Genomic DNA, 23,001 nt, shown 5'->3' with positions numbered 1-23,001 from the left:
ATGCATCGTTTTTTTCTGGATGATGCCAGACCTGATTTATTGGAGCCTGGTCAAACACTGGCACTCCCAAAAAGTCTGGTACATCAAGTCCACGACGTTCTGCATTTCAATCCTGGCAAACAACTGCTGCTCTTTGATCAGAGTGGCACGGAATATGTGTGCCGTGTCATCCAAAGTAGCCGCGTCAGCGTCGATGTAGAGATCCAGGAAAAGCGTGCAGGTCAAAAAGAGGCGGAAGTACAGATTATCCTGTGTCAGGGATTGCTGAAGTCAGCACGCTTTGAACTGATCTTGGAGAAGGGAACAGAGTTAGGGGTAAGCGTCTTTATCCCAACCCTCTGTCATCGCTCCATGGCTGGCCTGGAAGAGACAAGTCCAAAGAAAATGCAACGCTGGGAACGCATCATCCAGGAAGCAACTGAGCAATGTGGTGGAACACGTATCCCGACCCTCCAGACAATCCAGCCACTCAAGCAGATACTCAAGACCATACCAGACGGCGCACTGGCCATCATGCCCTGGGAAGAAGAACATGGGGTGAGCCTGTATGATACGCTGCAAGCAGTACGTCAGGAACGCTCAATGGCCGACAGGCAGGAGTCACTTACCGTGATTATCTTTATTGGTCCCGAGGGGGGTCTGACGCCCGAGGAAGTAACGCTGGCTCAAAGCCATGGCGTCAAAAGCGTCACATTGGGAAAACGCATCTTACGTGCCGAGACAGCTGCGCTGGTAAGCGTGGCCAACGTTATGTACACTCTGGAAAACGCGTAGTATCTTTTCGCCTGCGCCGCAAAAGCTCACCGACGCTACTACTCTGTCAAAATTCATCGCGCTGATGTGGCATTGGAGACATGCATCCCAATGGGGTGACACGCTCACCGACGTAGCGGCGCGGCTCCGCCGTGCTGTCTGTGACTCGTACGACAACGCTCCTCATGGGGTTCCATTGCGAGATCTTCCCACTGTGGATCGTCTCGTCTGCGTTGCTCTTAGATGCAGGTGGGACGTGTTCGTGCGCCCAGTGACAGCACGGCGGAGCCGCGCCGCTACGTCGGTGAGCTTACCCTTTTTGGGGATACTTTTTGCTCTCCAATGCGTGTAGAAACCACATTAGCGATTTTCGTTGTCCAGACCTTCACCAGTCAGCACAGCGTGAACATAATCAGCCACGTAATGCCGCTCATCAACGCCGTCGATGATCATACATTCTGCCACCGAGACAATCTGCGGGGCAACCTCATGCAGGACACTGACAATCGCACGTTCGTTGCGATCATCGGCATTTGCATCAGTAATAAAGGCAAACAGCTCATCCGTAAACTTGTCTTCTTCTGCTAGAAGATGAAAAATGTTAGGCATGATTGATTAAAACCTTCCACTGCCTGTTCTCTTTACAAACTGTGTACACTGATTACATTACGCAAGAAAAATCCGCACGTCAAGGGCGAGTAATCGTCCGACTTCCAGGTGAGAAGCCTCAGGGCTACGCTCCAGGCCGTTTTATAATTCGAGCACATAATAATTGTAGGTTGTCCGAAATTCAAAGCCACAGGAGCGATATAAATGGATGGCACGATTATTTTCAACATCGACATCTAGCATAATCGCTTTTTGACTACGCGCTCGAATAATATGAATAGCGTCTTCCAAAATCTGACGCCCATAACCGCGACCCTGATAATCAGGACGTACACCAAAGGCGTAGATACCAACAAATGTGTCAGTGCTGTCCAGGCGGAAACTCCCTACAGGCTCATGACAGCCAACCGATGAGTCTCCAAAGACGGCCAGAAAGTAGGTCTGGTCAGGATGCTGCATGCACTGCACGATGCGCTCTCTGGTTGAGTCCTCGGGATCGTTAAAACTCTGGGACTGCACTTTGACAAGATCATCGATATCCTGCTCATCTGCTTTATGTACGATCAAGCGCTCATCAAAGGACTCACGGCGTGGCATGCGTGTCAAAAACATCTCATGCTCGGCTTCGCTTAACACAGCGCCAACCGAGTGCAAAAAAGCGTATCCCGAGCGCGATGACTGCTCGTTGACTAAGACAAACTGCTGCGCGTTCCGCGCACGACCTTCCTCGATAGCAGCATCTAACAGCATGCGGAAGATACCTCGCCTCCGATAATCTGGATGCACCATGCCAACCAGTTCGTTCTGGACAGAGCCGCGATCATCGACCGCCAGATAGCCAACCAGCAAATCATTTTCATAGTACAAAAAATCGTTGGTGACAGAGCCAGAACGATATTGCAACATCATCGAATCGATACGCATATGCAATTGCTCGTAGCGCTCACATACATTAGCCAACTGCTGAATCATCGTCACCTCGGGAGCCGTCAAAGTACGTTTCTTGACCAGCCCCTGCAATTGCTCTAGCGACATCATTAGCTCCATTTCAAGCAGATAGTCACACTTCTACAGACATAGCGACCGCGCCACCACCACCCAGGCAAAGAGTAGCCAATCCACGTCCACCGCCACGACGGCGCAGTTCATAAATCAAAGTTGTCAGCACGCGTGAGCCGCTTGAACCAATCGGATGCCCCAGGGCAATAGCTCCACCGTTGACATTGACACGCTTCCAATCCCACTCCAACTCTTTGCCGTTAGCCAGAGTTTGAGCCGCAAAGGCCTCATTTACCTCAATCAGATCGAAATCTTGCAGATGTAAGCCAGTCTGCTCAAGTAAGCGCCTCACGGCACGGGTGGGAGCCCCAAAGATATAGCGTGGCGTAATCGCAGCCGACGCATAACCAGTAATCCGTGCCAGCACTTCCAGCTGACGCTCACGCGCAAAAGTTTGCTCCACCACCACCATCGCAGACGCCCCATCGCTTAAGCCGGGAGCATTACCGGCCGTCACCGTCCCACCTGCCAGAAAAGCAGGCTTCAACTTTGTAAGCGCAGCAAGCGAAGCATCGCCGCGAATAGGCTCATCGACCTCAACCAGGAACGAGCCCTGCTTCTGCTTCACCTCAACTGGCACAATCTCATCCTTAAAGCGACCAGCCGACGTCGCAGCCGCAGCATATTGATGACTTTGCAACGAGAAGTTATCCTGCTCCTCACGCGTCACGCCAAATTTCTCCGCGATAATCTCGGCCTCGTTGCCCATATGGATATCTTCAAAGGCGCACCAGAGGCCGTCATGGACAACGCTATCAACAATCTTCTTATCACCCATACGAAAGCCCGTGCGAGCCTCGGCTAATAAATAAGGCGCATTACTCATACTCTCCATGCCGCCGGCCACAAAAGCTTGAGCGTCTCCGGCGCGAATGGCCTGCGCAGCAAGCATCACAGCCTTAAGTCCTGATCCACAGACCTTATTCACAGTGAAAGCGGGGATATCATCGGGGAGGCCCGCATGCAGCGCGGCCTGACGGGCAGGGGCTTGCCCAACTCCAGCGGAAACGACATTCCCCATAATGACTTCATCAATAGCATCGGCCTCAATGGCGGAGCGACGCACTGCCTCTTTTATCGCAATAGCGCCCAGTTGGGGAGCCGAAAAACTGGCCAGCGCACCGAGAAATTTTCCAGTTGGCGTTCTCGCCGCCCCAACCAGCACAGGAATACGTTCAGACATCGCTTCTTCTCCTTTATAGACCAATCATCAACTCTGATGATATAGACCAACTATCGGCTGTGACGAACCATGAGACAAGCAGGAAATCACGTGATGCAGAGAGTAAAGTTGCAGGCGAACATATATAGCTGCAAACGTTACTCAGTTGCATACGCTGAAAGACAGAGGTGACAAGAGAATACATCTACTTAATTTGTATTGTATCACGTCTATGGTCTATAAAAATGGAGTTCCATCAAGCAGCCGATGAGACATGTCTTAAGAGGCGAGCGAGACATGTCCCATGCTGAAACCGGCCGGCACATTCATATCCCACATTGAGTCTGCGACCTGAGTTGGACGTAACCATTGAACTGTGGTGTAGAGAGGTGTTGCGGTAGTTGTATCTTGCGGTAGAATGTTGACAGGTAAGTAATTCTTATTCAGAAGGAGCACATGGCCATCTGAATAGCGAATACGATAGACTGTCTGCCCCTGGAACGTTTCAGTGCCCTGATAGACAGCACTTCCTGTCTGTAAATCCCGACGTAAAGTATCCAGGTCAAAGTATGTAGCATCCGTAGAGGGACTTTTGACATCCCACTGTGCCACATGATTCATCATATCCAATCCCAGAGACTGCTTCTCATCGGCCACGACAACCACATCCTTTTTACCCTGGACCATCGTCTCGACATTCACTACATCCTTGCTCATATTATGGTAGGACATGACTTCCACCTGCTGCCCCTGGGCATTTGTATTGACCTGCTTATGAAAAAGCACATAGTTATTCCAGGATAGATTGGCAGGGAGGGCAAAGGCCTCTGTCGTCGGTCTCATAAAGGAAGTATACATAAGAGCAAATCCGACCAGGATCACTGCCGCTGCCGCCAACGATCCCACAACCCACAAGGATTGCGTACGCTTGCGTGGCGCGGACTTGAAAGGTGTTGCGCCAAGCGCCCCCAGACTCCGATGAGAGGTGTTGCGAGCGACGATAGCAGCCAATACGGCACGATCTACCTGCACAGATGGACCACTAGCAGGCAGACTCTGTATTAACTGCTCGGAGTGCGCGTACACCCTTTGTTCATTCATACACGATACACATGAATTTACATGTTGCTGGACAATACGCTTCTGCGTCGGCGGCAGATCTGACCAGACAGCCAGATATAAACGCATAGTGGCACAGACATCAGGACCGACAGCTCCAGGCGACGGAAGAGGCGGTAGACGCTCATAAAGCGCACTATTCAGTGTACTTAAGTTATTGCGATCATTGGTGCTGCTCATATTCTCCATTTACTCCTATTTGCCAACACCATCTTTACAGACATGCTGATACTGCTTTGCGAACAACTTCTTGGCTCGAGAAATACGGGTAGCAGCGGCGTTGGGCGAAATATCCAAAATATGCGCAATCTCTTGATATGGTATCCCCTGAGCAGCACTTAAGACCAACACAACAGCATATTCCTCGGGCATATTTGCCAATGCCAGACGAATCAATTCACGCTCAGCAATTTCCGGAATACCACCATTATCAGACAGCAAAGACATATAGTCTTCCTGCACGGCAGAATCGCCCGCATAATCGTCCTGATGCGAACGCATGCGCAAAGGCCACCATGAAATACGTTTGCGCTTACGTAGCATATCTACACATAAATTCGTCGCAATACGATACATCCACGATGAAAGGTTATCGCGCTCATATAAACTGCTCCAGGACAGAAACACGCGCACGAACACTTCTTGTGTCACATCATCCGCATCTTCCTGGCTTCCAAGCAAGCGATAAACATATGAATGTATTGGGCGACGAAACTGCTCATATAAACGTATCAACGCAGCATCATCTGTCACAGGATCAGCTTTCTGCTGACCAGTCGATTTATCCAGTGTCATGCTGGGATATACTCTCTCTCGTTTTTGAGCCTCTATTGATGGAACATTATCCATATCTTGTAGCAGTAGTATACCAGCAAACGCCACGGAATTAAACATGTAAGATGCCACCCCCTTACCTGAAATAAAGATCACTTTCATCAATACACACGCAGAAGAGCAGCACAATTTTCAAAATATGCTAATCACATCTATATTCTTCATAGATAGCCAAAAAAGGACAAAGCAGAGAGAGATAGACTCTCCTTTACCAATGAGCTACAAAAAAAGTCGCGGGGGGTAAAATCCCTGTACCAGAGCGTTCCCAGCCCGGATGATAGATAGTCTCCACATAAAAAAAGGATTGACACAACAAGGCAGTTAGGAATACTATGTGCAGGATAGCTGATTAGCGCTAAGCAGTATGTAGTGTATTTGGCCTATTTCCCATCACAGTATGCAAAAGGATCGAACCATCATGTCACAGATACAGGATAACAGCCATGGACTGTCTGATGATTATACGGAGGAAGATATTGAGCAACAGCTCTTACATGGCCTTTCTCTGAGTGAACCTGCGTCGTATACGTCAGAGACCCATGATGATTTATCCCGGCTAGCACAAGATGAAGAGAAACAGGCAACTCACTTGAGTAGTGATGTTCAAGGCTCGTTAGGACTCTTCGCAGAGGCAGCTCAGGATATGGCAACCGCTACGGTTGAATTAAGTCTTGGGCGACATTTTGCCTGCGTTGACTTTTGTAATCAGGCCGCGGAAAAGGCAGCACAAGCTGTCAGCCTGTTACGCTTTGGTCGTCGCACAAGCTACGACCATGATTTACGTGCACTCGGATCTCACGTTGGTGCCCCTGGCGAGATTTTAGACGATCTGGAACGTTTAACTCCATTTCATCCTGAAACTTTCTACATCGACACGCCTCCAGAGGAAGCAGACGAAGTCATCAATGCAGAGCAAGCTAGCAGCTATATACAAAGTGCACGCAACGTCTTACGTTGGGCCAGAAATCTCGTGCTCAACGGATAATGCTGATATTGTGCAATCCTTATTTCTACGGTATAGCAGGTAATTTGCACCTCCTTACCCGTTCGTCAACTCACCACAACACAGTTGGAGGAAGTTTTCATGGCACAACAGATTACTCATTCAGAGTTGGATGAGGCAGTTAAGCATTCTCCTCGCAAATGGGTCTACCTTTTCAGCGAAGGCAATGCCAGCATGCGCGAGTTGCTCGGAGGCAAAGGCGCCGGCGTCTCTGAAATGACAAATGCCGGTCTCCCGGTCCCTCCAGGATTCACGATCACGACCGAAGCCTGTAACGGCTACTATGACAATAATCAGCAATTCCCCGATGGCACCTGGGAACAGGCCAAAGCGGCTTTGCGCATCGTCGAAAAGCAGACCGGCAAAGGATTCGGCTCCAAAGAAAATCCCCTGCTCGTCTCGGTACGTTCGGGTGCGAAATTCTCGATGCCTGGTATGATGGATACCGTCCTCAACCTGGGTATCAACGACGAGACCGTACAGGGACTGGTCGCTCTGACCGGCGATGAGCGCTTCGCGTATGATGCCTATCGTCGCTTTATCCAGATGTTCAGCAAGATCGTGCTTGACACCAATCCTCAGGACTTTGAAGCCGTTCTGGAGCGCTACAAAGAAGAGGCCGGCGTGAAGACGGATGCAGAGATTCCTGCCGATGCGCTGAAAAAGCTGGTCGGAGAATTCAAAGAGATTGCCGAACGCGCTTCGGGTGAGCCTTTCCCAACCGATGTGTATCTGCAACTCCACAAAGCGATCGAGGCCGTCTTCTCTTCCTGGAATAACAAACGCGCTATCGATTATCGCAACTTCAACAAGATCCCCCATACCCTGGGGACAGGCGTCAATGTCCAGAGCATGGTCTTCGGCAACATGGGTGGCGAGAGTGGTACAGGCGTGGCCTTCACCCGTAATCCTAGTACCGGAGAGAAAAAGCTCTACGGCGAATACCTCCTCAACGCTCAGGGTGAAGATGTCGTCGCAGGTATCCGCACACCATCCCCGATCAGCAAGCTGGAGCAGGATCTGCCAGCAGTCTTCCAGCAGTTCCAGGAGATCGCTGAGCGCCTCGAAAAACATTATCGCGATATGCAAGACCTCGAGTTCACCGTTGAGCAGGGCAAATTATATATGCTCCAGACGCGTTCAGCCAAACGTAACGCGGGCGCAGCCGTCAAGGTTGCTGTCAATATGGTGGAAGAGGGCTTGATCGACACAGAAGAGGCCGTCAAACGCGTTGAGCCATCGCAGGTCTACCAATTGCTGCTGCCTCGCTTCGATGATGCCGAGAAGAAACGCGCCGAGCAGGAAGGCCGTCTGCTGGCCAAAGGATTAAATGCTTCCCCAGGTGCCGCTTTCGGTAAAGCGATATTCTCCGCTGATCGCGCCGAAGAACTGGGTAAAGCGGGCACACCTGTTGTGCTGGTTCGTCCTGAGACCAGTCCAGATGATGTCCATGGCATGCTCGTAGCCAAGGGTATTCTGACCGCTCGCGGTGGTGCTACCAGTCACGCAGCAGTCGTGGCTCGTGGCCTGGGTCTCCCCTGCGTCGCTGGCTGCGAAGGCATTCGTGTCAGCGAAGAGCAGCATCTCTTCCGTGTAGTCGGCTCTGACCTCGTCATCAAAGAGGGCGACGACATCTCTATCGACGGCGCAACCGGCGAGGTCTATGCCGGAATCATCAAAACGATGGATGCCGATTTCGAAAAAGAGACCGATCTGAAGAAATTGCTCGGTTGGGCCGATAGTTATCGCAAACTGGGCGTCTGGGCAAACGCAGACTATCCACGCGATGCCCAACGCGCCATCACCTTCGGAGCTCAGGGTATTGGCCTCTGCCGCACAGAGCATATGTTCATGGAGCAGGAGCGCCTGCCAATCGTGCAGAAAATGATCCTGTCAAAAACCAAAGCCGAGCGCGAAGCAGCTCTCGATCAGTTGCTGCCATTCCAGCAGAGCGACTTCAAAGGTATCTTCGAGGCCATGGTTGATCCAGAGACCAACGAAGGATATCCAGTTGTTATCCGCTTGATTGATCCACCTCTGCACGAGTTTCTGCCTTCCTATGAGGAGCTCCTGGTTGACGTCACCCGCCTGGAGACTCAGGGTGGTCACGAAAAAGAGCTGGCTGAGAAGCGCGAAATGCTTGAGGCCGTTGGCGCCATGCGTGAGATGAATCCCATGCTGGGTCTACGCGGTTGTCGTCTGGGCTTGCTCTTCCCTGAGATCAATGTCATGCAGACACGCGCCATCCTTGGAGCCGCAGCAGAGCTGGAAAAAGCTGGCAAGAAGCTGCATCCAAAGATCATGATCCCTCTCGTCGGACATGTCAACGAGCTCAAAGAAGTCCGTCGCCAGTTGGAAGCGGTCGCCAGCGAGATCTCGCAAGAGGCTGGCAAGACGATCGATTACAAGTTCGGCACCATGATCGAGTTGCCTCGCGCCGCTCTGACAGCCGATCAGATCGCTCCCGTCGCCGACTTCTTCAGCTTCGGTACCAATGACCTGACTCAGACAACTTTTGGCTTCAGCCGCGACGACGCTGAGGGCAAATTCTTGCTCAAATACGTCGAAGGACTCGAAGTCCCCGGCCTGAAGGATAAGGTCAAAATCTTGCCTCTCAATCCGTTCCAGACCCTGGATCGCGATGGCGTCGGTCAGTTAGTCGCCATGGCAGCCGAGAAGGGCCGCAAAGCCAATCCTGGCATCGAGCTGGGTATCTGCGGCGAGCACGGTGGAGATCCCGATAGCATCGAGTTCTGCAACGAAGTCGGTCTCGACTACGTAAGCTGCTCACCGTTCCGCGTTCCCGTTGCACGTCTGGCTGCGGCTCAGGCCTCACTCGCACGTTCAGAGAAAGATCGCTAGGAAATGTTGCCAGACCTATGTAAAGTAGGTCTGGCAACCCAAAGTAGCGTCGCACGCTCGCGTGCGATGTCCCACTCGACGTACGATCAGGCACGCCAGCGTTGCTCGCCGAGATCTCGCTGTCTCGTACGAGTAACAGGGACATCGCACGCGAGCGTGCGACGCTACTTTGCGTGTTATACGGCTTTATCGATGGTGACTGAGCCATTATTAATGGTGGCTGTGATATGCGCCTGTGGACCACTCCCGACGATGTTGTTTCCGAATGCGTTATTGACATTCCCCGATCCGGTACTGGCTGAGAGTTGAAAGGCTGCGTTCGCAGGCAAGGTCAGATTGATATCGCCGCTGTTGGTCGAGGCGAGATACGTTCCTGCCGTATCCAGTGAGCCATTGAAGCGCACCGATCCATTATCGGTCTTGAGTGCTGATTGTCCACTTAATTTGGCATCGCGTACCACGACATCGCCGCTATGGGTGACCGCTTTCACTTGTCCGGTCACGCCGGTGATACGTAGCGAGCCACTCTGACCATTGAGTATCGTCTGACCATTGACGTTGTGCAACGTGATATCACCACTATCGGTCGCGGCATTCACTGGTCCATGGATATCCTCAACATCCACGCTACCGCTTCCCGTATTTATAGTCGCTTCACTCGTCCCAGCGACGGCCACTGATCCACTATTCACCTCAACATCGACGTGTGCGCTGGCAGGAACGGTCACATCGTAATCGACATCCTTGAAGACAGGATCGTTGGATATGCTGAGATGATTGTGTCCCTGAGCATCTGTGCTCTGATTATATAAAATGTGCGTGTTGGAGGTGTCAAGAGCCTGATTGCTCTGATGCTGAAACACTTTCACTATGATGGTACCAGTATTGCCAGTCTGAACGTTCACATCGCTGGCGTGACCCTTGATGGCGATAAATGGCTGATCACCGACCTGGAAGCTTTTATCCTGGCTTACAGGAGTGCCATCGGTCGAGACAAAGGGATCGTTCGAGGCCGTGTTATGGTTATAGATTAAAACGCCAATCACCAATAAGATCAATAATACGATGGCTAAGATGAGAACTGCTTTTCTACGCTGTGTCAACTGCATATATGCTGTCGTGATAACCGGACATATTGTAAAACAATATCCTATAAGTCCTATTAAATGGGATAGCTGACCGGTCTCACTACTCCTCTCTACTCTATTTCTACAATCCAGCTACCGCGTAGCGATTGAAAATCCTACATGATAACAAATGCCATAATGACACTTCTACCACGTTTTACACAGACATACCGACGCAAGGGTGAGGAGATAAGATCACGACAAGCTGGCTCGCACAACGCTGGCTCGCGTCGCAGTGTTACAGTGTCACAGTGTCAGAAAGTAGCGCATCTATATTGCCTCTTGATGATAAAATATGGTTATTATTGCCTGAGGGATGGAAGAGGAACATATGAACCACGAATACGATCTGATTGCTCCTTTTTACGATATTGAGCATGCTCATTTCGCCGAAGATCTCGATATGTATCATAATTTCGCAGAGCTATGCGGTGGAAAAATACTCGAACTGGCCTGCGGTAGCGGTCGCGTCATGCTCTATCTCGCGGAGCAGGGATACGAGGTCACCGGAATCGATAATTCTGCCAAAATGCTTGAACTGGCTCGCGAGACCTTCGCAGAGGCCGATGTGACCGATCTTTGTACACTACTGGAACAGGATCTCTGCACGTTTCACATTGATCAGAAATTCCGCATGGTGATCATCGCTCTCGGATCTTTTGCGCATATTACGGATCGTCTCGATCAGCAACAGGCGCTGGCAACCGTTCGCGCCCATATGAGCCATGGAGGCACCTTTATCATCGATATCAGTAACTCCGATGCACGCTATATGGAAGATTTGAGTGGACAGGTTCTGCATCAGGGGAGCTGGCAGGATGATGATGGTATCTACTTCACACATTTCGTGAGTCCCGCCTCATCGACCACACAGCATATGCTAGAGCTGACCCATTTTTACGAGCGTCACGAGCAGGGAGGCAGCGTCCAACGGACGATCGCTGTCACGCAGCTCTACCTGTTTGAGCGGAGCGAAATGGAGTTGCTCCTGGAGCAAGCTGGTTTTGTGGTTAAAGCGGTCTATGGAGATCACGATCTGGGTCCATATCACACCGAGAGCCCTCGCATGATTTTTATTGCCGAAGCGAAATAGCGGCAGAGAGAGAAGGATGGTAAGATGCCACGTGTTCCTTTACATGAGTGGAAATTAGATGTACCAACGGCTATCGCTCTACAAAAAGAATTAGCCAAACGCGTCATCCTGGAAGATCGCGTCGGAGAGGTCCATTACGTCGCCGGAGTCGATATGGCGATCAATGAAGAACACGAAGCGGTACGTGCCGCCGTTGTGCTACTGAGCTATCCAGATATGGAAATCGTTGAGCGCCATATCTATGAAGAACCACTACGCATGCCTTACATCCCTGGACTCCTTTCCTTCCGCGAAGCGCCAGCGGTCCTGGGAGCCGTCGATCAGCTCCGTCAGAAACCAGACCTGATCATGGCAGATGGCCAGGGCATTGCTCATCCCAGGCGCCTGGGAATCGCCTCACATCTGGGACTCTGGCTGGATATTCCCACGATCGGCTGTGCCAAATCTCTGCTCACCGGCACCTATAAGCAAGATGAGCTGGGTGAAGAGGCTGGATCATGGGTCCCTCTGATCAGCAAAAATACCACTATTGGAGCAGTCGTACGCACGCGCACCAAAGTTAATCCAATGTTTATCTCAGCGGGACATCTGATCAGCCTGGAGACAAGCATTCACTACGTACTCGCCTGTAGCAAGGGTTATAAGTTACCAGAGCCAACCCGCCAGGCAGACAAGCTCTCAAAAGATAATAGCTGGGAAGAGCCTGCCGATGAGCAAGGAGAACAATTAAAACTGTGGTGAGTACCGATCTTCCAGGTTAGCTAAATATATCTCAGTTTTCAAGTGGCGGCACATACAGTGGCAGGGTAAAGTAAAAGGTCGTCCCTTTATCGATCACCGTGTCAAAACCAATCGTGCCGCCATGCTGCTCCACAATCAGTTTGGCAATCGGGAGACCAAGACCATAACCGCCCATCTTGGATTGCTGGCTGTGATTCGATTGGTAGAAGCGCTCAAAAACGTGCTGACGATCTTCTAAGGGGATACCATAGCCACTATCTGCCACCGAGATCATCTCGAAGTGATCATCATAGCGTTGCGCGCTGATCGTCACCATGCCGCCCGGAGGAGTGAATTTGATGGCGTTGGCCACAAGATTGTTCATGACTTGCTTGATGCGGTGAGGATCAATGAAGAGCGCAGGTACATCAACGGCGATATTCTGAGTGAGCGCAACCTCCGCTTTGATGGCTTGAGGCTGCAAGGTACGGATCACTTGTCGAATCAAACCGATGATATGCACCTCCTCCTGCTTCACCTCAAACTGTCCCAGGTCAGAGCGCGTCATAAACAGAATGTCTTCCACAATGGAGATCAGTTGCTGCACGCCTTCCTGGGTATATCCCAGATACATGCGCTGTTCTTCAGACAGGTCCCCCATATGCCCTTGCAATAAGAGATCAATAAAGCCATGCACAGAGTTGAGTGGCGTCCTCAACTCGTGTGAAACCATGGAGACAAAATTAGAACGCACGCGACTGGCAACTTTGAGGGCAGACATATCACGAGCAGTAAAGATAACAGTGCAGGTGCCTGCAATGTTGACGGGATTGACACTCGCTGACACCTCGCTTATATGGGTAGGATCGGTACCCATAATCAGCTCTTCGTTCGGCAAGGGATTGTTTTGCTCAACGGCTCGTACCAGGGGACAGCTCGATGTTCCGCATAACACCATCTGGTTCAGATTCTTGCACCGCAAGACATCCATGCAATGCTTCCCCATGGCTTCCGCGGTGGGGGCGTTCAGTAGAGCATTAGCGGCTGGATTGAGATAGACAATATGAAAATTTTGATTGAGAGCGATGATAGCATCTGTAGCGTTAATAAGTGTGGCGTCAACAAATTGTTTATGCCATTCGATCGCAGAAAGCTCAGCCGCAGTAGTGGAATCTTCTCCTGAGGAAGATACTGACACTCCCGGCAATAAGATAGGACTTTGTTCTTCAGTCTGTATTTGTTTTTGAACACGCTTCCGCACCTGACCCCAACCTTTCCACCTGACCTATTTGACGACGAACTTGTATCCTATGCCTCGTACAGAGACGATATAACGAGGCCGATCGGGATCGACCTCTAACTTCATACGTAAGCGACGTACATAGACATCTACAATGTTACTATTATTTTCATTGTCATTCCACACTTCAGCTAACAATTGATCCCTATTTACTACTTGATTAGAACTATTCATTAATGCTCGTAATACTTGCATTTCGGTCGGCGTGAGCGTAATCGAGGCACGATTTCCAACGATGACCTTCAGCTCGCCTGGAAAAAGCTCAATCTGGCCGCTGCGGATACTTTGATTGCCAACCTTCCCATTCTTTTTGATCCGCCTCAGCACCGCCTGCACACGCGCAACCAATTCTTGATGATTATATGGCTTACAAATGTAATCATCAGCACCGATATTGAATCCCTGTAATTTCGCCTCAATTGTATCTTGAGCCGTCATAAAGATAAGTGGGATCTCATAACCCTCTAAGCGTAATTTCTGCGAGAACTCAAAACCATTTATATATGGCATAGCCACATCCAGTATCAGCAAATCCGGTTCACGCTTCTGAATCATCTGCATAGCGCCACGCGGGTTATCAGCTGTTTCAACCTCGTAACCCTCTTTGCTGAGTACGAATTGTACGAGCATATTTGCAAACCGATCGTCATCAACGACAAGAATGTACACAGTCTTCCCCTCTTCTCGATACCTCAGTTTGCTGCGCACCCTCTGTAGCTGCCCATAAAAGCGAGCTACGGGTTCTCCAGGGTCTCCCCAATATATCAAGTACCTACGCTGGCACCTGGATTAAACAGTCTATGTGCACACAAGAGCTATTGACGTATGTAGGGGGGAAACGTATGTCTCTGGCTCTTGTGCATATCGATATATTATAAATGAGTAATATGTGTGTATGGTACACGTTCAGTGCAGGTAGTGTCAAGATGAAACTTTTGACACGCGTAATTTCTCCAGGTGAATCATAAGAATAGCGGTATCCGCAGGCGTGACACCTTCGACACGCGAAGCCTGACCAACGGTACGCGGTAATGTGCGTATCAATTTTTGACGCGCCTCTGTCCGCAGGTGAGGGATAGCCTGATAGTCCAGATTCTCCGGGATACGCTTATCCTCCAGGCGCTTGGTGCGATGGACCAATTGCTCCTGCTTACGAATATAGGCTTCGTATTTTATCTGGAGATCAACTTCTTCGGCGGCATCGTCCGCCAGGGCAGGAAGATCTGGACCAATCTCAGAGGAGGAGAATTCTGCCTGGGCCGCTCGTTCGTGCTCGACACGTTGGGCCAGTTGCGCTACCTGCTGATAATGTACCTCGGGACGACGGAGTAGCTCGCGCCCGGTCAGCATTTGTCCGAGAGGAGCAATACCCACCTCTTGAGCGCAAGACTCTACAATGCGCGATGTAGTAAAGGTGACATGTTCAAGTCGCGTGATCGCTTGCTCAATCGCCGCTCGCTTCTGCACAACCTGGAAGTAACGTGCCTCGTCAATCAGTCCCAGACGATAGGCGTGATCGCTCAGACGCAGATCCGCGCTATCGGGACGCAGGAGCAGTCGATGCTCAGCACGCGAGGTATGCAGGCGGTAGGGCTCACTCATCGGACGCGTCACCAGATCATCGATCAGGACACCAATATAAGCCTCATGACGTCCAAGCACAAAGGCTTCCTCACCACGCGCATAGAGAGCCGCGTTGATGCCCGCCATGATACCCTGAGCGGCCGCCTCCTCATATCCTGATGTCCCATTAATTTGTCCAGCCAGGAAGAGACCGACCGCAGGCTTTGTCTGCATCGTTGGCAACAACTGCTCCGGCGGAACATAGTCATATTCAACCGCATACCCGACACGCATCATCTCAGCATGCTCTAAGCCCGGGATAGAGTGCAGCATCTCAAGCTGGACATCTTCAGGCAGACTGGTGTTCAGCCCCTGGACATAAATCTCGCCGGTACGCCAGCCCTCAGGCTCCAGAAAAATCTGATGCGAGACCTTATCAGCAAAGCGTACAATCTTATCCTCGATCGAAGGGCAGTAGCGTGGACCAATTCCTTCAATCACACCCGTATAGAGCGGTGAACGATGCAAGTTATCGCGAATGATCTGATGCGTGCGCTCGGTCGTGCGTACAAGATAACAGGGCAGTTGAGCACGCCAGCCATGCAGATCCTCATCAGTCACAGGATAGACTGGATTCGGCTTGCCGCCCGGAAGCTGTACATCTGCACGAGCCGCCTTATCCTGTGAAAAATACAGAGGAACACGACTACCTGGCTGCAACTCAGTCTTACTATAGTCCACCGTTCGCGCATCGATGCGGGGAGGAGTACCTGTCTTAAAGCGACGCACCTCCAGGCCAAGAGCCTTCAGAGACTCCGAGATACCAAGCGCCGGACCTTCACCAGCACGTCCACCCGGCTGAGTCTTCTCACCTACCACCAGGCGGCCGTTGATAAATGTGCCAGTCGTCAAGATAATCGCAGGAGCATCGTAGCGCCAACCATTATTTGTCACCACGCCCGACAGCACCGGACGTCCATCACTGCCGATTGAACTGAGCAACTGCGAAATCGTCGCCTGCTTCAGCTCCAGATTCTCCTGGCTCTCCAGCACAAACTTCATTGCGAGACGATAGGCTTGCTTGTCGCATTGAGCACGGAGCGCCTGAACCGCCGGACCTTTGCTGGTGTTTAATAAGCGTATCTGTATAAATGTGCGATCAGTATTACGGCCAATCTCGCCGCCTAAGGCATCAATCTCCTTGATCAAATGCCCCTTGGCCGGACCACCCATCGATGGATTGCAGGGCATCAAGGCCACACTATCCAGATTCATCGTCAGCAGCAGCGTCTTACGACCCATACGCGCACTCGCTAAGGCCGCCTCACAACCTGCATGACCAGCTCCCACGACAATCACATCGTATACGCCCCGCAAAAGCTGCTCCGGGGATAGATTCTTGCTCTCTGTGCCGTTACTCATAGCTCTTATTACCTGGTTGATTCCTCTATTATGATGAACAATATGATGAACAAATTTTCACTCCCGCACGCTTCGTATTATGCCTTAGATACCTACCTCCGTCAATATTTCCAGAGCGAAACTAGTATCTCAAGCGATGAGCGACAAAATAAAGGCTGACAAGCTCCATAGCGGCGAACAGGTAGAAATCATCGCCAGCACAAATAGGAAAGCGCCAAAGAGTTAGACCCGGAGAATTTTTTAAGCTGCTCCAAAATTTAACCCCAAAAGTGATTGACGGAATGGCTGAAGCATGGTAGTATCATTGCTAAATACGGGGCGATGGCGGAATGGTAGACGCCGGAGACTTAAAATCTCCTGCCAGCAATGGCGTGGGGGTTCGACTCCCCCTCGCCCCACTTTCTTCTCAAACCACTCCTAGAATACTCAACAAAATCCTGCTATTGTTTTTCCCATAAGCATAGTTACCTCTAAATCGATCACATCAATTTGCAACTTTGAATTGCCTTGGTCCGTGATATAAAAATAAAAGGACTTTAATCATGGACACTATCTTCCCTGTCCTAATAATCGTAGGGGCTCTGTTTGGCATTGGTTGCTCATCTATTGTGTTTACGCTTGGATTGAAAGACTTGCACAAGCAACGCTCTCAAGGAGTCCAAGAGCACTGGTTCAAACATCCACAGATTATTACAAGTATTGGGTTATTCTTTTTCTGTATACCTTCGAGTGCCTTATTCCAACTCCTCACATCAAAGAACCTGCTCCCCAAAAACGATACATTATCATTTTTAACACTTATACCGCTGCTTGTCAGCATATTCATTTTTGCATATGTATTCTATCTAAGAAATCATACAAAATTCTCGCACTGATTCCTTTTTACCTATGCAATATCTGGCTACATAGATAAATGAGATAAGATAAAATCAAAAAAGTAAATAATTACGTCCCTCGAGGATACTATCCACTCTAGCCTTTAGGCCGTATAATGAATGTACCCTTCCCTATTGATAATATTTTGTTTGTCTACAGCACATATTTTTATACATGGAGATAGAGATCATGGGACAAGGACAGTCACAGTTTGAGGAAAATCGAGCTGCGAAACGTACATCTCGGCCATATACAGAGGAACAATCTTTTCGGCGGCGCGTAGACGACGATGATGATAATGTGTCACAGACATACTGGCAGGAGCCGCCCCAGGAGGGCTATCAGTCGGGCTATATGGGACAGGCGCCTGCGACAGATTACTACAGCGCTTCGATGCGGGGAGAGAAGTTGGTACCTCGACCTCGCACGAGGAAAAAAAGGGCACAATTCAAACCGTTGATCTATTTATTGATCTGCTTGATCGTCATAGCAGTATTGTTTACAGGTAGTATCATAAGTCTCAAGCGTGCTATGGTAAATCCTGTTGGAAGACATATTCCCCAAATAGCCCAGACCACGTATAAAGTTGGGACCGCTCCTAAGCTGGTTATCCACACGCTCCACAGCCAGGTAGAGATCCATGTCGGAGATGAGCGTAATACGAATGAGGTGATTATAAACGCCGGCGATGCGCCTGGCATGACATCAAAACTTAATGGCAATACGCTCCAGGTGACAGATACCTCTCCAAATGACGACAATGCCGATATCAATATTACGGTGCCCCAGAGAGTCGATCTACAGATTGATTCATCTGATGGTAATATTGTGGTAGAGGGCATCGACGGAACAGTAAATATATCGACGCGAGAAGCTTCGGTAAGACTCGAGGCACGAACACTTTTCGCGCCATCGCAAGTAAAGACACTCGTCGGTTCTATAGATCTGGCAGCGGGATTTGATCCCAAGGGGACATATTCCTTCACAACGTTGAGTGGAGATATCAATGTAGCGACTGATCCTACGCCTCCCGTTCATTTTACGGCATCTTCCTTAACTGGCAATGTCGACAACGAATATGACACGCCTGACTCTGGACAAGGACAGGCAGCAGAGGTGAATCTGAACACGGTCAGCGGAGATATTTCTATCGACAATAGATAAGCTAGCAGGCAAGCAACGTGTGTGTAAAAAGCTGCTGCGGACAGCTCACGATGCAATATTCTCGGTCGTGTATTTGTTATCATATTTGATCGAAACGATTTCGTACGTCTATACGATATAGAGAGTAAAGAATGATATTGTCTACGTCGATGCAGTTGAGAGATGATGCAGTAGTGTATCAAAAAGTTGAGGTTGTGACTGACAGCAAGAGGACAGATAGCGGCAATGATCTGCTCTTGCCAGCATATCGCACTCATGCTACACTTTCGTCAAGGGTTACAACTTTCCTTGCCACTGCTCGTATATGGCTATAGAAGACGCTTGATATCGTCCTCTTATACTATGCATCGAGTTAAAAGAATAAATGAGCGGTGATAAATGCTAGAATCAACTGTAAACGCTTCCGATGTGCTGCGGGGGATTGGAACTGGGGCACTAAAAAAGCCAGTTCGTAAGTCACGTACTAACCAGAACAGTGGGACGATAACAGGTGTAGCGGGTGTACAGGATATTGCCAGCACGAGCACGATGAGCACAAAAACTGGTGCGATCGTGGAATCGATGAGTGATGCCGCGCTCGTCGAGCTTGTTCTCGGTGGAGAACATGACATCTTCTCAGTACTCGTTGAACGCTATAAAGACGCGGTACAAAATCTCGCATATCGGATGCTCGGCAATGTAACCGAGGCAGAAGATGTGACACAAGAGACATTTGTACGTTCTTATACACAACTTGCCACCTATAAACCTGTCCATAAATTCAGTACCTGGTTGCTTTCAATCGCCTCTCACCTGGCAATCGACCAATTGAGAAGAAGGCGCTTCCTGGCACTGCCCCTTGATGATGTCCCGTTCTTAGAATGGATCGTCGACGTGGGTGCCAGCCCGGAACAGTTTGCCTTACAAGGTGAGCAGCAGGACGAAATCCAAACCTACCTGCAACGTCTGCCCAGCAAGTATCGGGCAGTGATCGTGCTACGCTATTGGTATGATTTCTCCTATGAAGAGATCTCCAATGCGCTGAAACTTACTCCAGCCCTGGTGAAAGCTCGCTTGCACCGTGCCCGTGAGTTGCTGGCACGCTATATGCAACAAAAAACTTCCAATGAGGAGGGATCAACCAATGCGCTGTCGCGACGCTAAAAATTGGCTGAGCGCTCAGCGTGATGCTGATCTTGAGCCGTCACAAGCCAAAGCACTTCAGGAGCATCTTACCCATTGCGCCTCCTGTCGTGCCCTGGCTGATGAGCAACGGCGCATCGATACCATGATTGCTTCTGTGAGTGATCAGAAAAGTATGGTTGACACCCCATTGGTACGTCCGGCCAGCATTTCAACCAATCAGATCATGCAAGCGATCCAACAACAAAAACATATTACCTGTCAGCTTGAGGATCTACGACAACAGCAACTGTTACGTGTAGCACGTATGCGTAAAGTTGGAACGGTGAGTGCTGCCTTAGGTTTCCTCACATTAAGCAGCATTCCACTCCTGTTTCTCGTTATAGCATTCCTTCAAACCGATCTTGCCCTCAAGGCACTTTCACTCTTTAATGGCGTCATTGATGGTGGAATTGTGCTTGGTCAATACGTACAAACCGGACTGACCCTCGTTACGCGCGATAACTGGCTCTTATCAGGACTGGCCTTTGCGGTAGTCGTCATGATGGGGATGTGGCTTCGCTTAATGCGCTCTCCACAAGAGGTGTAATGACGCAGGTCATGTTATGTGGCGGCCGTGATAGGGAGTTCTAGTATGCAAAAGGTCTCTCAAAGACAACGTTTCATGCTCACGTTACCGGGCTTCATGCTCGTCGTAGCGTTTTTAATAGGCGGTGGGGTAGAAGCATTTCTCATAGGCCTTCCAACGGCATCGGCACGAGCATCCGGAGAGGTTGACCTCCCGGCAAGCAGCTCGCCCGAAGCCGCCTGCACTGAAAAACAGAGCAAGCCTGGCTTTAGAGATAATGTGGTAGTGAGCAGTAGTGATGTGATGTGCGGCAATGTAACCTCGTTCTGGGGCAATGTGTTTATTGTAGGGGAGGTTAGAGGTGATGTGGTGGTCATCGGAGGAAATGCAGATATCGAAGGTAAAGTCATTGGGAACGTGACTTTATACGGAGGGACGCTCATTTCTCACCCCAGCGCCTATGTCAATGGGGATATTCATGTTTGTGGAGGTCAACCGGTCCAAAACACAGCACTTAAGATGCATGGCAGTTTCATTGACTGCCCAACTGGTATTATCGATATGCTTGGAAGTGATGCAGGGATAGAGTTTCATTTCTGGTATATTGTGACATGGGTCGTATTGGGGATGTTACTTACCACTTTGTTGCCGGAACATGTGATGATGGTCCGGACAACCGTTAAAAGCAAATTGCGGCGTAGCCTCGCCCTTGGGCTTTTAAGCATTCTACTCGCACCAACTATTCTGATCGTATTGCTTGCACTGATTATCCCTATCCCGCTGGCAATTTTAGTCGTCGTTGGGCTGTTCGCCGCCTGGGCGCTTGGCATGGTGGCTATCAGTTGGATTATTGGTGATATGATTCTACACAGGTTTGCGCCTCAGATGAATACACATCTCATGCAGGTGTGCGTAGGTCTGATCATCCTGTCGCTGTTGGGATCACTTCCTTATCTCGGTTGGTTGGTTAATATCGGAGTAGGTGTATTAGGTATCGGGGCAGTCTTCTTGAGTCGTTTCGGCACACGGCTCTATAGCCAGCCGAAACAACCACTTCCCTGGTAAAGCTGTTATCTATCTGGTAACTATCTCAAATATATAGACTGCTCTATTTGTGGGCCTGAGCGGGGAGCTCAGACATGTGCGATGGGCCATCTCAGATGCAAGAGAATAATTTGGGGCAATGTAGTAAGAATTGAACGATACAATAAAAGCTGGAAAGATGGGACGGACACCAACGATATATGTTGTCGTCAGGTGCCGCCGAGGTGAACATGAGCATTGATGTTGAATTGACAGACCTTGCCTACGGAGGTGACGCTGTAGGTCGCTACGAGGGACGCGTTTTATTTGTCCCTGGAGGGATCCCTGGCGAACGGGTACAGGTAGAGATTGTAGAGGAACGTCGCGGTCACGCACGCGCTGAGTTGTTGGAGATTCTCCGACCCGCTCCCGAGCGCGTTGAACCAGCTTATCCACAGTTGACGGATAGTGGTTGTCAATGGCAACATATCTCCTATCCTGCCCAATTGACCTGGAAGGCACACATCGTGCGACAACTCCTGGTACGTATTGGGAAGCAGCCCGATGCCCTCGTTCATCCCACAATTGGCATGCCAGCCAATATTCCTCCCTGGCACTATCGCAACTACGCCGTCTTCACGGTGGGAACCTCTGGCGAAATTGGCTTTAAGCTAACGGAAAGCCATGATGTCCAGGATTTAGAGGAATGTGGTTTGCTCCATCCCGCGCTGGATCAGGTTTATCAGCTTGTACGCAGAAAATTGATCGATTATTTTGGCGATACTCTCGGTCAGATGCTACAAAGTGTCACGATCCGTGGAGCGATCGGTGCCGTCAGTAATGCGGCCACGGGCATTGCTCCCAACGCAGTCAAGGCAGTACCTACACTTCTCATTCTCAACGCGAGACCCGGTTCATTGATCGAGAATCCTCATCAGCTGGCGCAGGAACTCATGACGATCGCCCCTGGCATTGTTGGTGTGATTATCGAACGAGTCGGAGGACGCTATGGACGCGTCTTTGTGGGACAAGAATTTCTCACGGACGTCGTCTTAGCCAGGCGTTTTCGTATTTCGGCTGACTCTTTCTTTCAAGTCAATCCGATTCAAACGTCGGTCCTTGTCAAGCAGGCGATAGAAGCGATCGCGCCACAACGCCATGAAGCGGTACTCGATGGCTATAGCGGTGTGGGACTCTTCTCAACCTTCCTCGCCTCCGAATGTTCGCGTGTAATCGCGGTTGAGTCACAGCCTAGCGCCGTCATGGACGCACGAGCCGGTTGCGCACTGAACAATCAAAACAACATTACCGCCTGGGAAGGCACACTGGAACGCATCCTCAATCAGTTACATTACAAACATGAACGGATTGATATCGCCCTGGTTGATCCTCCACGTGCCGGTTGCCATCCTAAAGCGCTTCAGGCGTTACAAACCATAGCCCCACGAGCTATCTGCTATGTCTCCTGCGATCCCAGCACACTGGCTCGTGACATCGCCACGCTCTGCTCAGGAGGACGCTATCGCCTGGTTTCCGCACAACCAGTTGACATGTTCCCACAGACCTATCATATTGAAAGTGTCGCTTTGTTAATGCGCGTTGGCAATCGCTAAAGCATTTCA

General features: G+C 50.2%; 19 protein-coding genes and 1 tRNA gene. 11 read left to right on the top strand and 9 right to left on the bottom strand.

Translation table 11 applies throughout. From position 1 onward, the window contains the following. Positions 1-774 (top strand): 16S rRNA (uracil(1498)-N(3))-methyltransferase, encoded by a 774-nt coding sequence (locus tag AC27N8_RS25325; protein WP_487070616.1) that lies wholly within the window; start codon positions 1-3, stop codon positions 772-774. Between the two features lie 339 nt (positions 775-1,113). On the opposite strand, the gene AC27N8_RS25320 is transcribed toward AC27N8_RS25325, so the two are convergent. From AC27N8_RS25320 to AC27N8_RS25300, 5 genes are all read right to left on the bottom strand, one after another. Then, positions 1,114-1,362, bottom strand: a complete 249-nt coding sequence (locus tag AC27N8_RS25320; RefSeq protein ID WP_487070614.1) for a hypothetical protein — start codon at positions 1,360-1,362, stop codon at positions 1,114-1,116. 141 nt (positions 1,363-1,503) lie between these two features. After that, on the bottom strand, positions 1,504-2,400 hold the full coding sequence (locus tag AC27N8_RS25315) for a GNAT family N-acetyltransferase (protein ID WP_487070612.1): 897 nt from the start codon (positions 2,398-2,400) through the stop codon (positions 1,504-1,506). Positions 2,401-2,422: 22 nt separating this feature from the next. Beyond that, on the bottom strand, positions 2,423-3,604 hold the full coding sequence (locus tag AC27N8_RS25310; protein ID WP_487070610.1) for an acetyl-CoA C-acetyltransferase: 1,182 nt from the start codon (positions 3,602-3,604) through the stop codon (positions 2,423-2,425). 258 nt (positions 3,605-3,862) lie between these two features. Then, positions 3,863-4,882 carry a hypothetical protein gene (locus tag AC27N8_RS25305; protein ID WP_487070608.1) on the bottom strand — a complete coding sequence of 340 codons (1,020 nt, stop codon included), beginning with the start codon at positions 4,880-4,882 and terminating at the stop codon, positions 3,863-3,865. 15 nt (positions 4,883-4,897) lie between these two features. Next, the gene (locus AC27N8_RS25300; protein WP_487070606.1) at positions 4,898-5,596 is read right to left on the bottom strand and encodes an RNA polymerase sigma factor; all 699 of its coding nucleotides are present in this window, start codon (positions 5,594-5,596) and stop codon (positions 4,898-4,900) included. Between the two features lie 358 nt (positions 5,597-5,954). Between AC27N8_RS25300 and AC27N8_RS25295 the strand changes: the two genes are divergently transcribed. Together AC27N8_RS25295 and ppdK are read left to right on the top strand one after the other, a co-directional pair. Then, on the top strand, positions 5,955-6,521 hold the full coding sequence (locus tag AC27N8_RS25295) for a HEPN domain-containing protein (protein ID WP_487070604.1): 567 nt from the start codon (positions 5,955-5,957) through the stop codon (positions 6,519-6,521). 99 nt (positions 6,522-6,620) lie between these two features. Further along, entirely contained in the window at positions 6,621-9,401 is a 2,781-nt protein-coding gene (gene ppdK / locus AC27N8_RS25290; RefSeq protein WP_487070602.1) for a pyruvate, phosphate dikinase, read from the top strand. A gap of 176 nt (positions 9,402-9,577) precedes the next feature. Here the strand turns inward: ppdK and AC27N8_RS25285 are convergent, their stop codons facing one another. Further along, positions 9,578-10,504: a DUF4097 family beta strand repeat-containing protein gene (locus tag AC27N8_RS25285; RefSeq protein WP_487070600.1), complete on the bottom strand. Its 927-nt coding sequence runs from the start codon at positions 10,502-10,504 to the stop codon at positions 9,578-9,580. A 355-nt stretch (positions 10,505-10,859) separates the two neighbouring features. Here AC27N8_RS25285 and AC27N8_RS25280 point away from each other — a divergent pair, with 355 nt between their 5' ends. Both AC27N8_RS25280 and nfi read left to right on the top strand, forming a co-directional pair. Continuing rightward, entirely contained in the window at positions 10,860-11,621 is a 762-nt protein-coding gene (locus tag AC27N8_RS25280) for a class I SAM-dependent methyltransferase (protein ID WP_487070598.1), read from the top strand. 24 nt (positions 11,622-11,645) lie between these two features. After that, positions 11,646-12,362, top strand: coding sequence for a deoxyribonuclease V (gene nfi, locus AC27N8_RS25275; RefSeq protein ID WP_487070596.1), 717 nt, complete (start codon positions 11,646-11,648; stop codon positions 12,360-12,362). A 31-nt stretch (positions 12,363-12,393) separates the two neighbouring features. On the opposite strand, the gene AC27N8_RS25270 is transcribed toward nfi, so the two are convergent. From AC27N8_RS25270 to mnmG, 3 genes are all read right to left on the bottom strand, one after another. Continuing rightward, the gene (locus tag AC27N8_RS25270) at positions 12,394-13,602 is read right to left on the bottom strand and encodes a sensor histidine kinase (protein ID WP_487070594.1); all 1,209 of its coding nucleotides are present in this window, start codon (positions 13,600-13,602) and stop codon (positions 12,394-12,396) included. Between the two features lie 24 nt (positions 13,603-13,626). Beyond that, positions 13,627-14,310: a response regulator transcription factor gene (locus AC27N8_RS25265; protein ID WP_487070592.1), complete on the bottom strand. Its 684-nt coding sequence runs from the start codon at positions 14,308-14,310 to the stop codon at positions 13,627-13,629. A gap of 252 nt (positions 14,311-14,562) precedes the next feature. After that, complete coding sequence (mnmG, locus tag AC27N8_RS25260; protein ID WP_487070590.1) at positions 14,563-16,626, bottom strand: tRNA uridine-5-carboxymethylaminomethyl(34) synthesis enzyme MnmG; 2,064 nt, start codon at positions 16,624-16,626, stop codon at positions 14,563-14,565. Between the two features lie 315 nt (positions 16,627-16,941). On the opposite strand from mnmG, the gene AC27N8_RS25255 reads away from it, so the two are divergent. The 6 genes from AC27N8_RS25255 (at position 16,942) to rlmD (ending at position 22,992) form a co-directional block, all read left to right on the top strand. Further along, positions 16,942-17,024: transfer RNA gene (locus AC27N8_RS25255), tRNA-Leu, on the top strand. A gap of 667 nt (positions 17,025-17,691) precedes the next feature. After that, the gene (locus tag AC27N8_RS25250) at positions 17,692-18,666 is read left to right on the top strand and encodes a DUF4097 family beta strand repeat-containing protein (RefSeq protein ID WP_487070588.1); all 975 of its coding nucleotides are present in this window, start codon (positions 17,692-17,694) and stop codon (positions 18,664-18,666) included. Positions 18,667-19,044: 378 nt separating this feature from the next. Further along, positions 19,045-19,809, top strand: a complete 765-nt coding sequence (locus tag AC27N8_RS25245; protein WP_487070586.1) for a sigma-70 family RNA polymerase sigma factor — start codon at positions 19,045-19,047, stop codon at positions 19,807-19,809. Then, positions 19,790-20,377 (top strand): anti-sigma factor family protein, encoded by a 588-nt coding sequence (locus AC27N8_RS25240; RefSeq protein WP_487070584.1) that lies wholly within the window; start codon positions 19,790-19,792, stop codon positions 20,375-20,377. Before AC27N8_RS25245 ends, AC27N8_RS25240 begins: the two co-directional genes overlap by 20 nt. 45 nt (positions 20,378-20,422) lie before the next feature. Then, positions 20,423-21,421 (top strand): DUF8173 domain-containing protein, encoded by a 999-nt coding sequence (locus tag AC27N8_RS25235; RefSeq protein ID WP_487070582.1) that lies wholly within the window; start codon positions 20,423-20,425, stop codon positions 21,419-21,421. Positions 21,422-21,630: 209 nt separating this feature from the next. Continuing rightward, complete coding sequence (gene rlmD, locus AC27N8_RS25230; protein ID WP_487070580.1) at positions 21,631-22,992, top strand: 23S rRNA (uracil(1939)-C(5))-methyltransferase RlmD; 1,362 nt, start codon at positions 21,631-21,633, stop codon at positions 22,990-22,992. Positions 22,993-23,001 lie beyond the last annotated feature (9 nt).

It is taken from the genome of Dictyobacter sp. Z7_2 (assembly GCF_057551105.1).
This window is presented reverse-complemented; position numbering and strand designations above follow the sequence as displayed.

Coding starts and splice junctions, on each gene's coding strand:
- AC27N8_RS25245 (WP_487070586.1), top strand. CDS start 19,045: ATGCTAGAATCAACTGTAAACGCTTCCGATGTGCTGCGGGGGATTGGA.
- AC27N8_RS25315 (WP_487070612.1), bottom strand. CDS start 2,400: ATGATGTCGCTAGAGCAATTGCAGGGGCTGGTCAAGAAACGTACTTTG.
- AC27N8_RS25250 (WP_487070588.1), top strand. CDS start 17,692: ATGGGACAAGGACAGTCACAGTTTGAGGAAAATCGAGCTGCGAAACGT.
- AC27N8_RS25310 (WP_487070610.1), bottom strand. CDS start 3,604: ATGTCTGAACGTATTCCTGTGCTGGTTGGGGCGGCGAGAACGCCAACT.
- AC27N8_RS25240 (WP_487070584.1), top strand. CDS start 19,790: ATGCGCTGTCGCGACGCTAAAAATTGGCTGAGCGCTCAGCGTGATGCT.
- AC27N8_RS25280 (WP_487070598.1), top strand. CDS start 10,860: ATGAACCACGAATACGATCTGATTGCTCCTTTTTACGATATTGAGCAT.
- AC27N8_RS25325 (WP_487070616.1), top strand. CDS start 1: ATGCATCGTTTTTTTCTGGATGATGCCAGACCTGATTTATTGGAGCCT.
- rlmD (WP_487070580.1), top strand. CDS start 21,631: ATGAGCATTGATGTTGAATTGACAGACCTTGCCTACGGAGGTGACGCT.
- AC27N8_RS25305 (WP_487070608.1), bottom strand. CDS start 4,882: ATGAGCAGCACCAATGATCGCAATAACTTAAGTACACTGAATAGTGCG.
- AC27N8_RS25300 (WP_487070606.1), bottom strand. CDS start 5,596: ATGTTTAATTCCGTGGCGTTTGCTGGTATACTACTGCTACAAGATATG.
- nfi (WP_487070596.1), top strand. CDS start 11,646: ATGCCACGTGTTCCTTTACATGAGTGGAAATTAGATGTACCAACGGCT.
- AC27N8_RS25320 (WP_487070614.1), bottom strand. CDS start 1,362: ATGCCTAACATTTTTCATCTTCTAGCAGAAGAAGACAAGTTTACGGAT.
- ppdK (WP_487070602.1), top strand. CDS start 6,621: ATGGCACAACAGATTACTCATTCAGAGTTGGATGAGGCAGTTAAGCAT.
- AC27N8_RS25295 (WP_487070604.1), top strand. CDS start 5,955: ATGTCACAGATACAGGATAACAGCCATGGACTGTCTGATGATTATACG.
- mnmG (WP_487070590.1), bottom strand. CDS start 16,626: ATGAGTAACGGCACAGAGAGCAAGAATCTATCCCCGGAGCAGCTTTTG.
- AC27N8_RS25235 (WP_487070582.1), top strand. CDS start 20,423: ATGCAAAAGGTCTCTCAAAGACAACGTTTCATGCTCACGTTACCGGGC.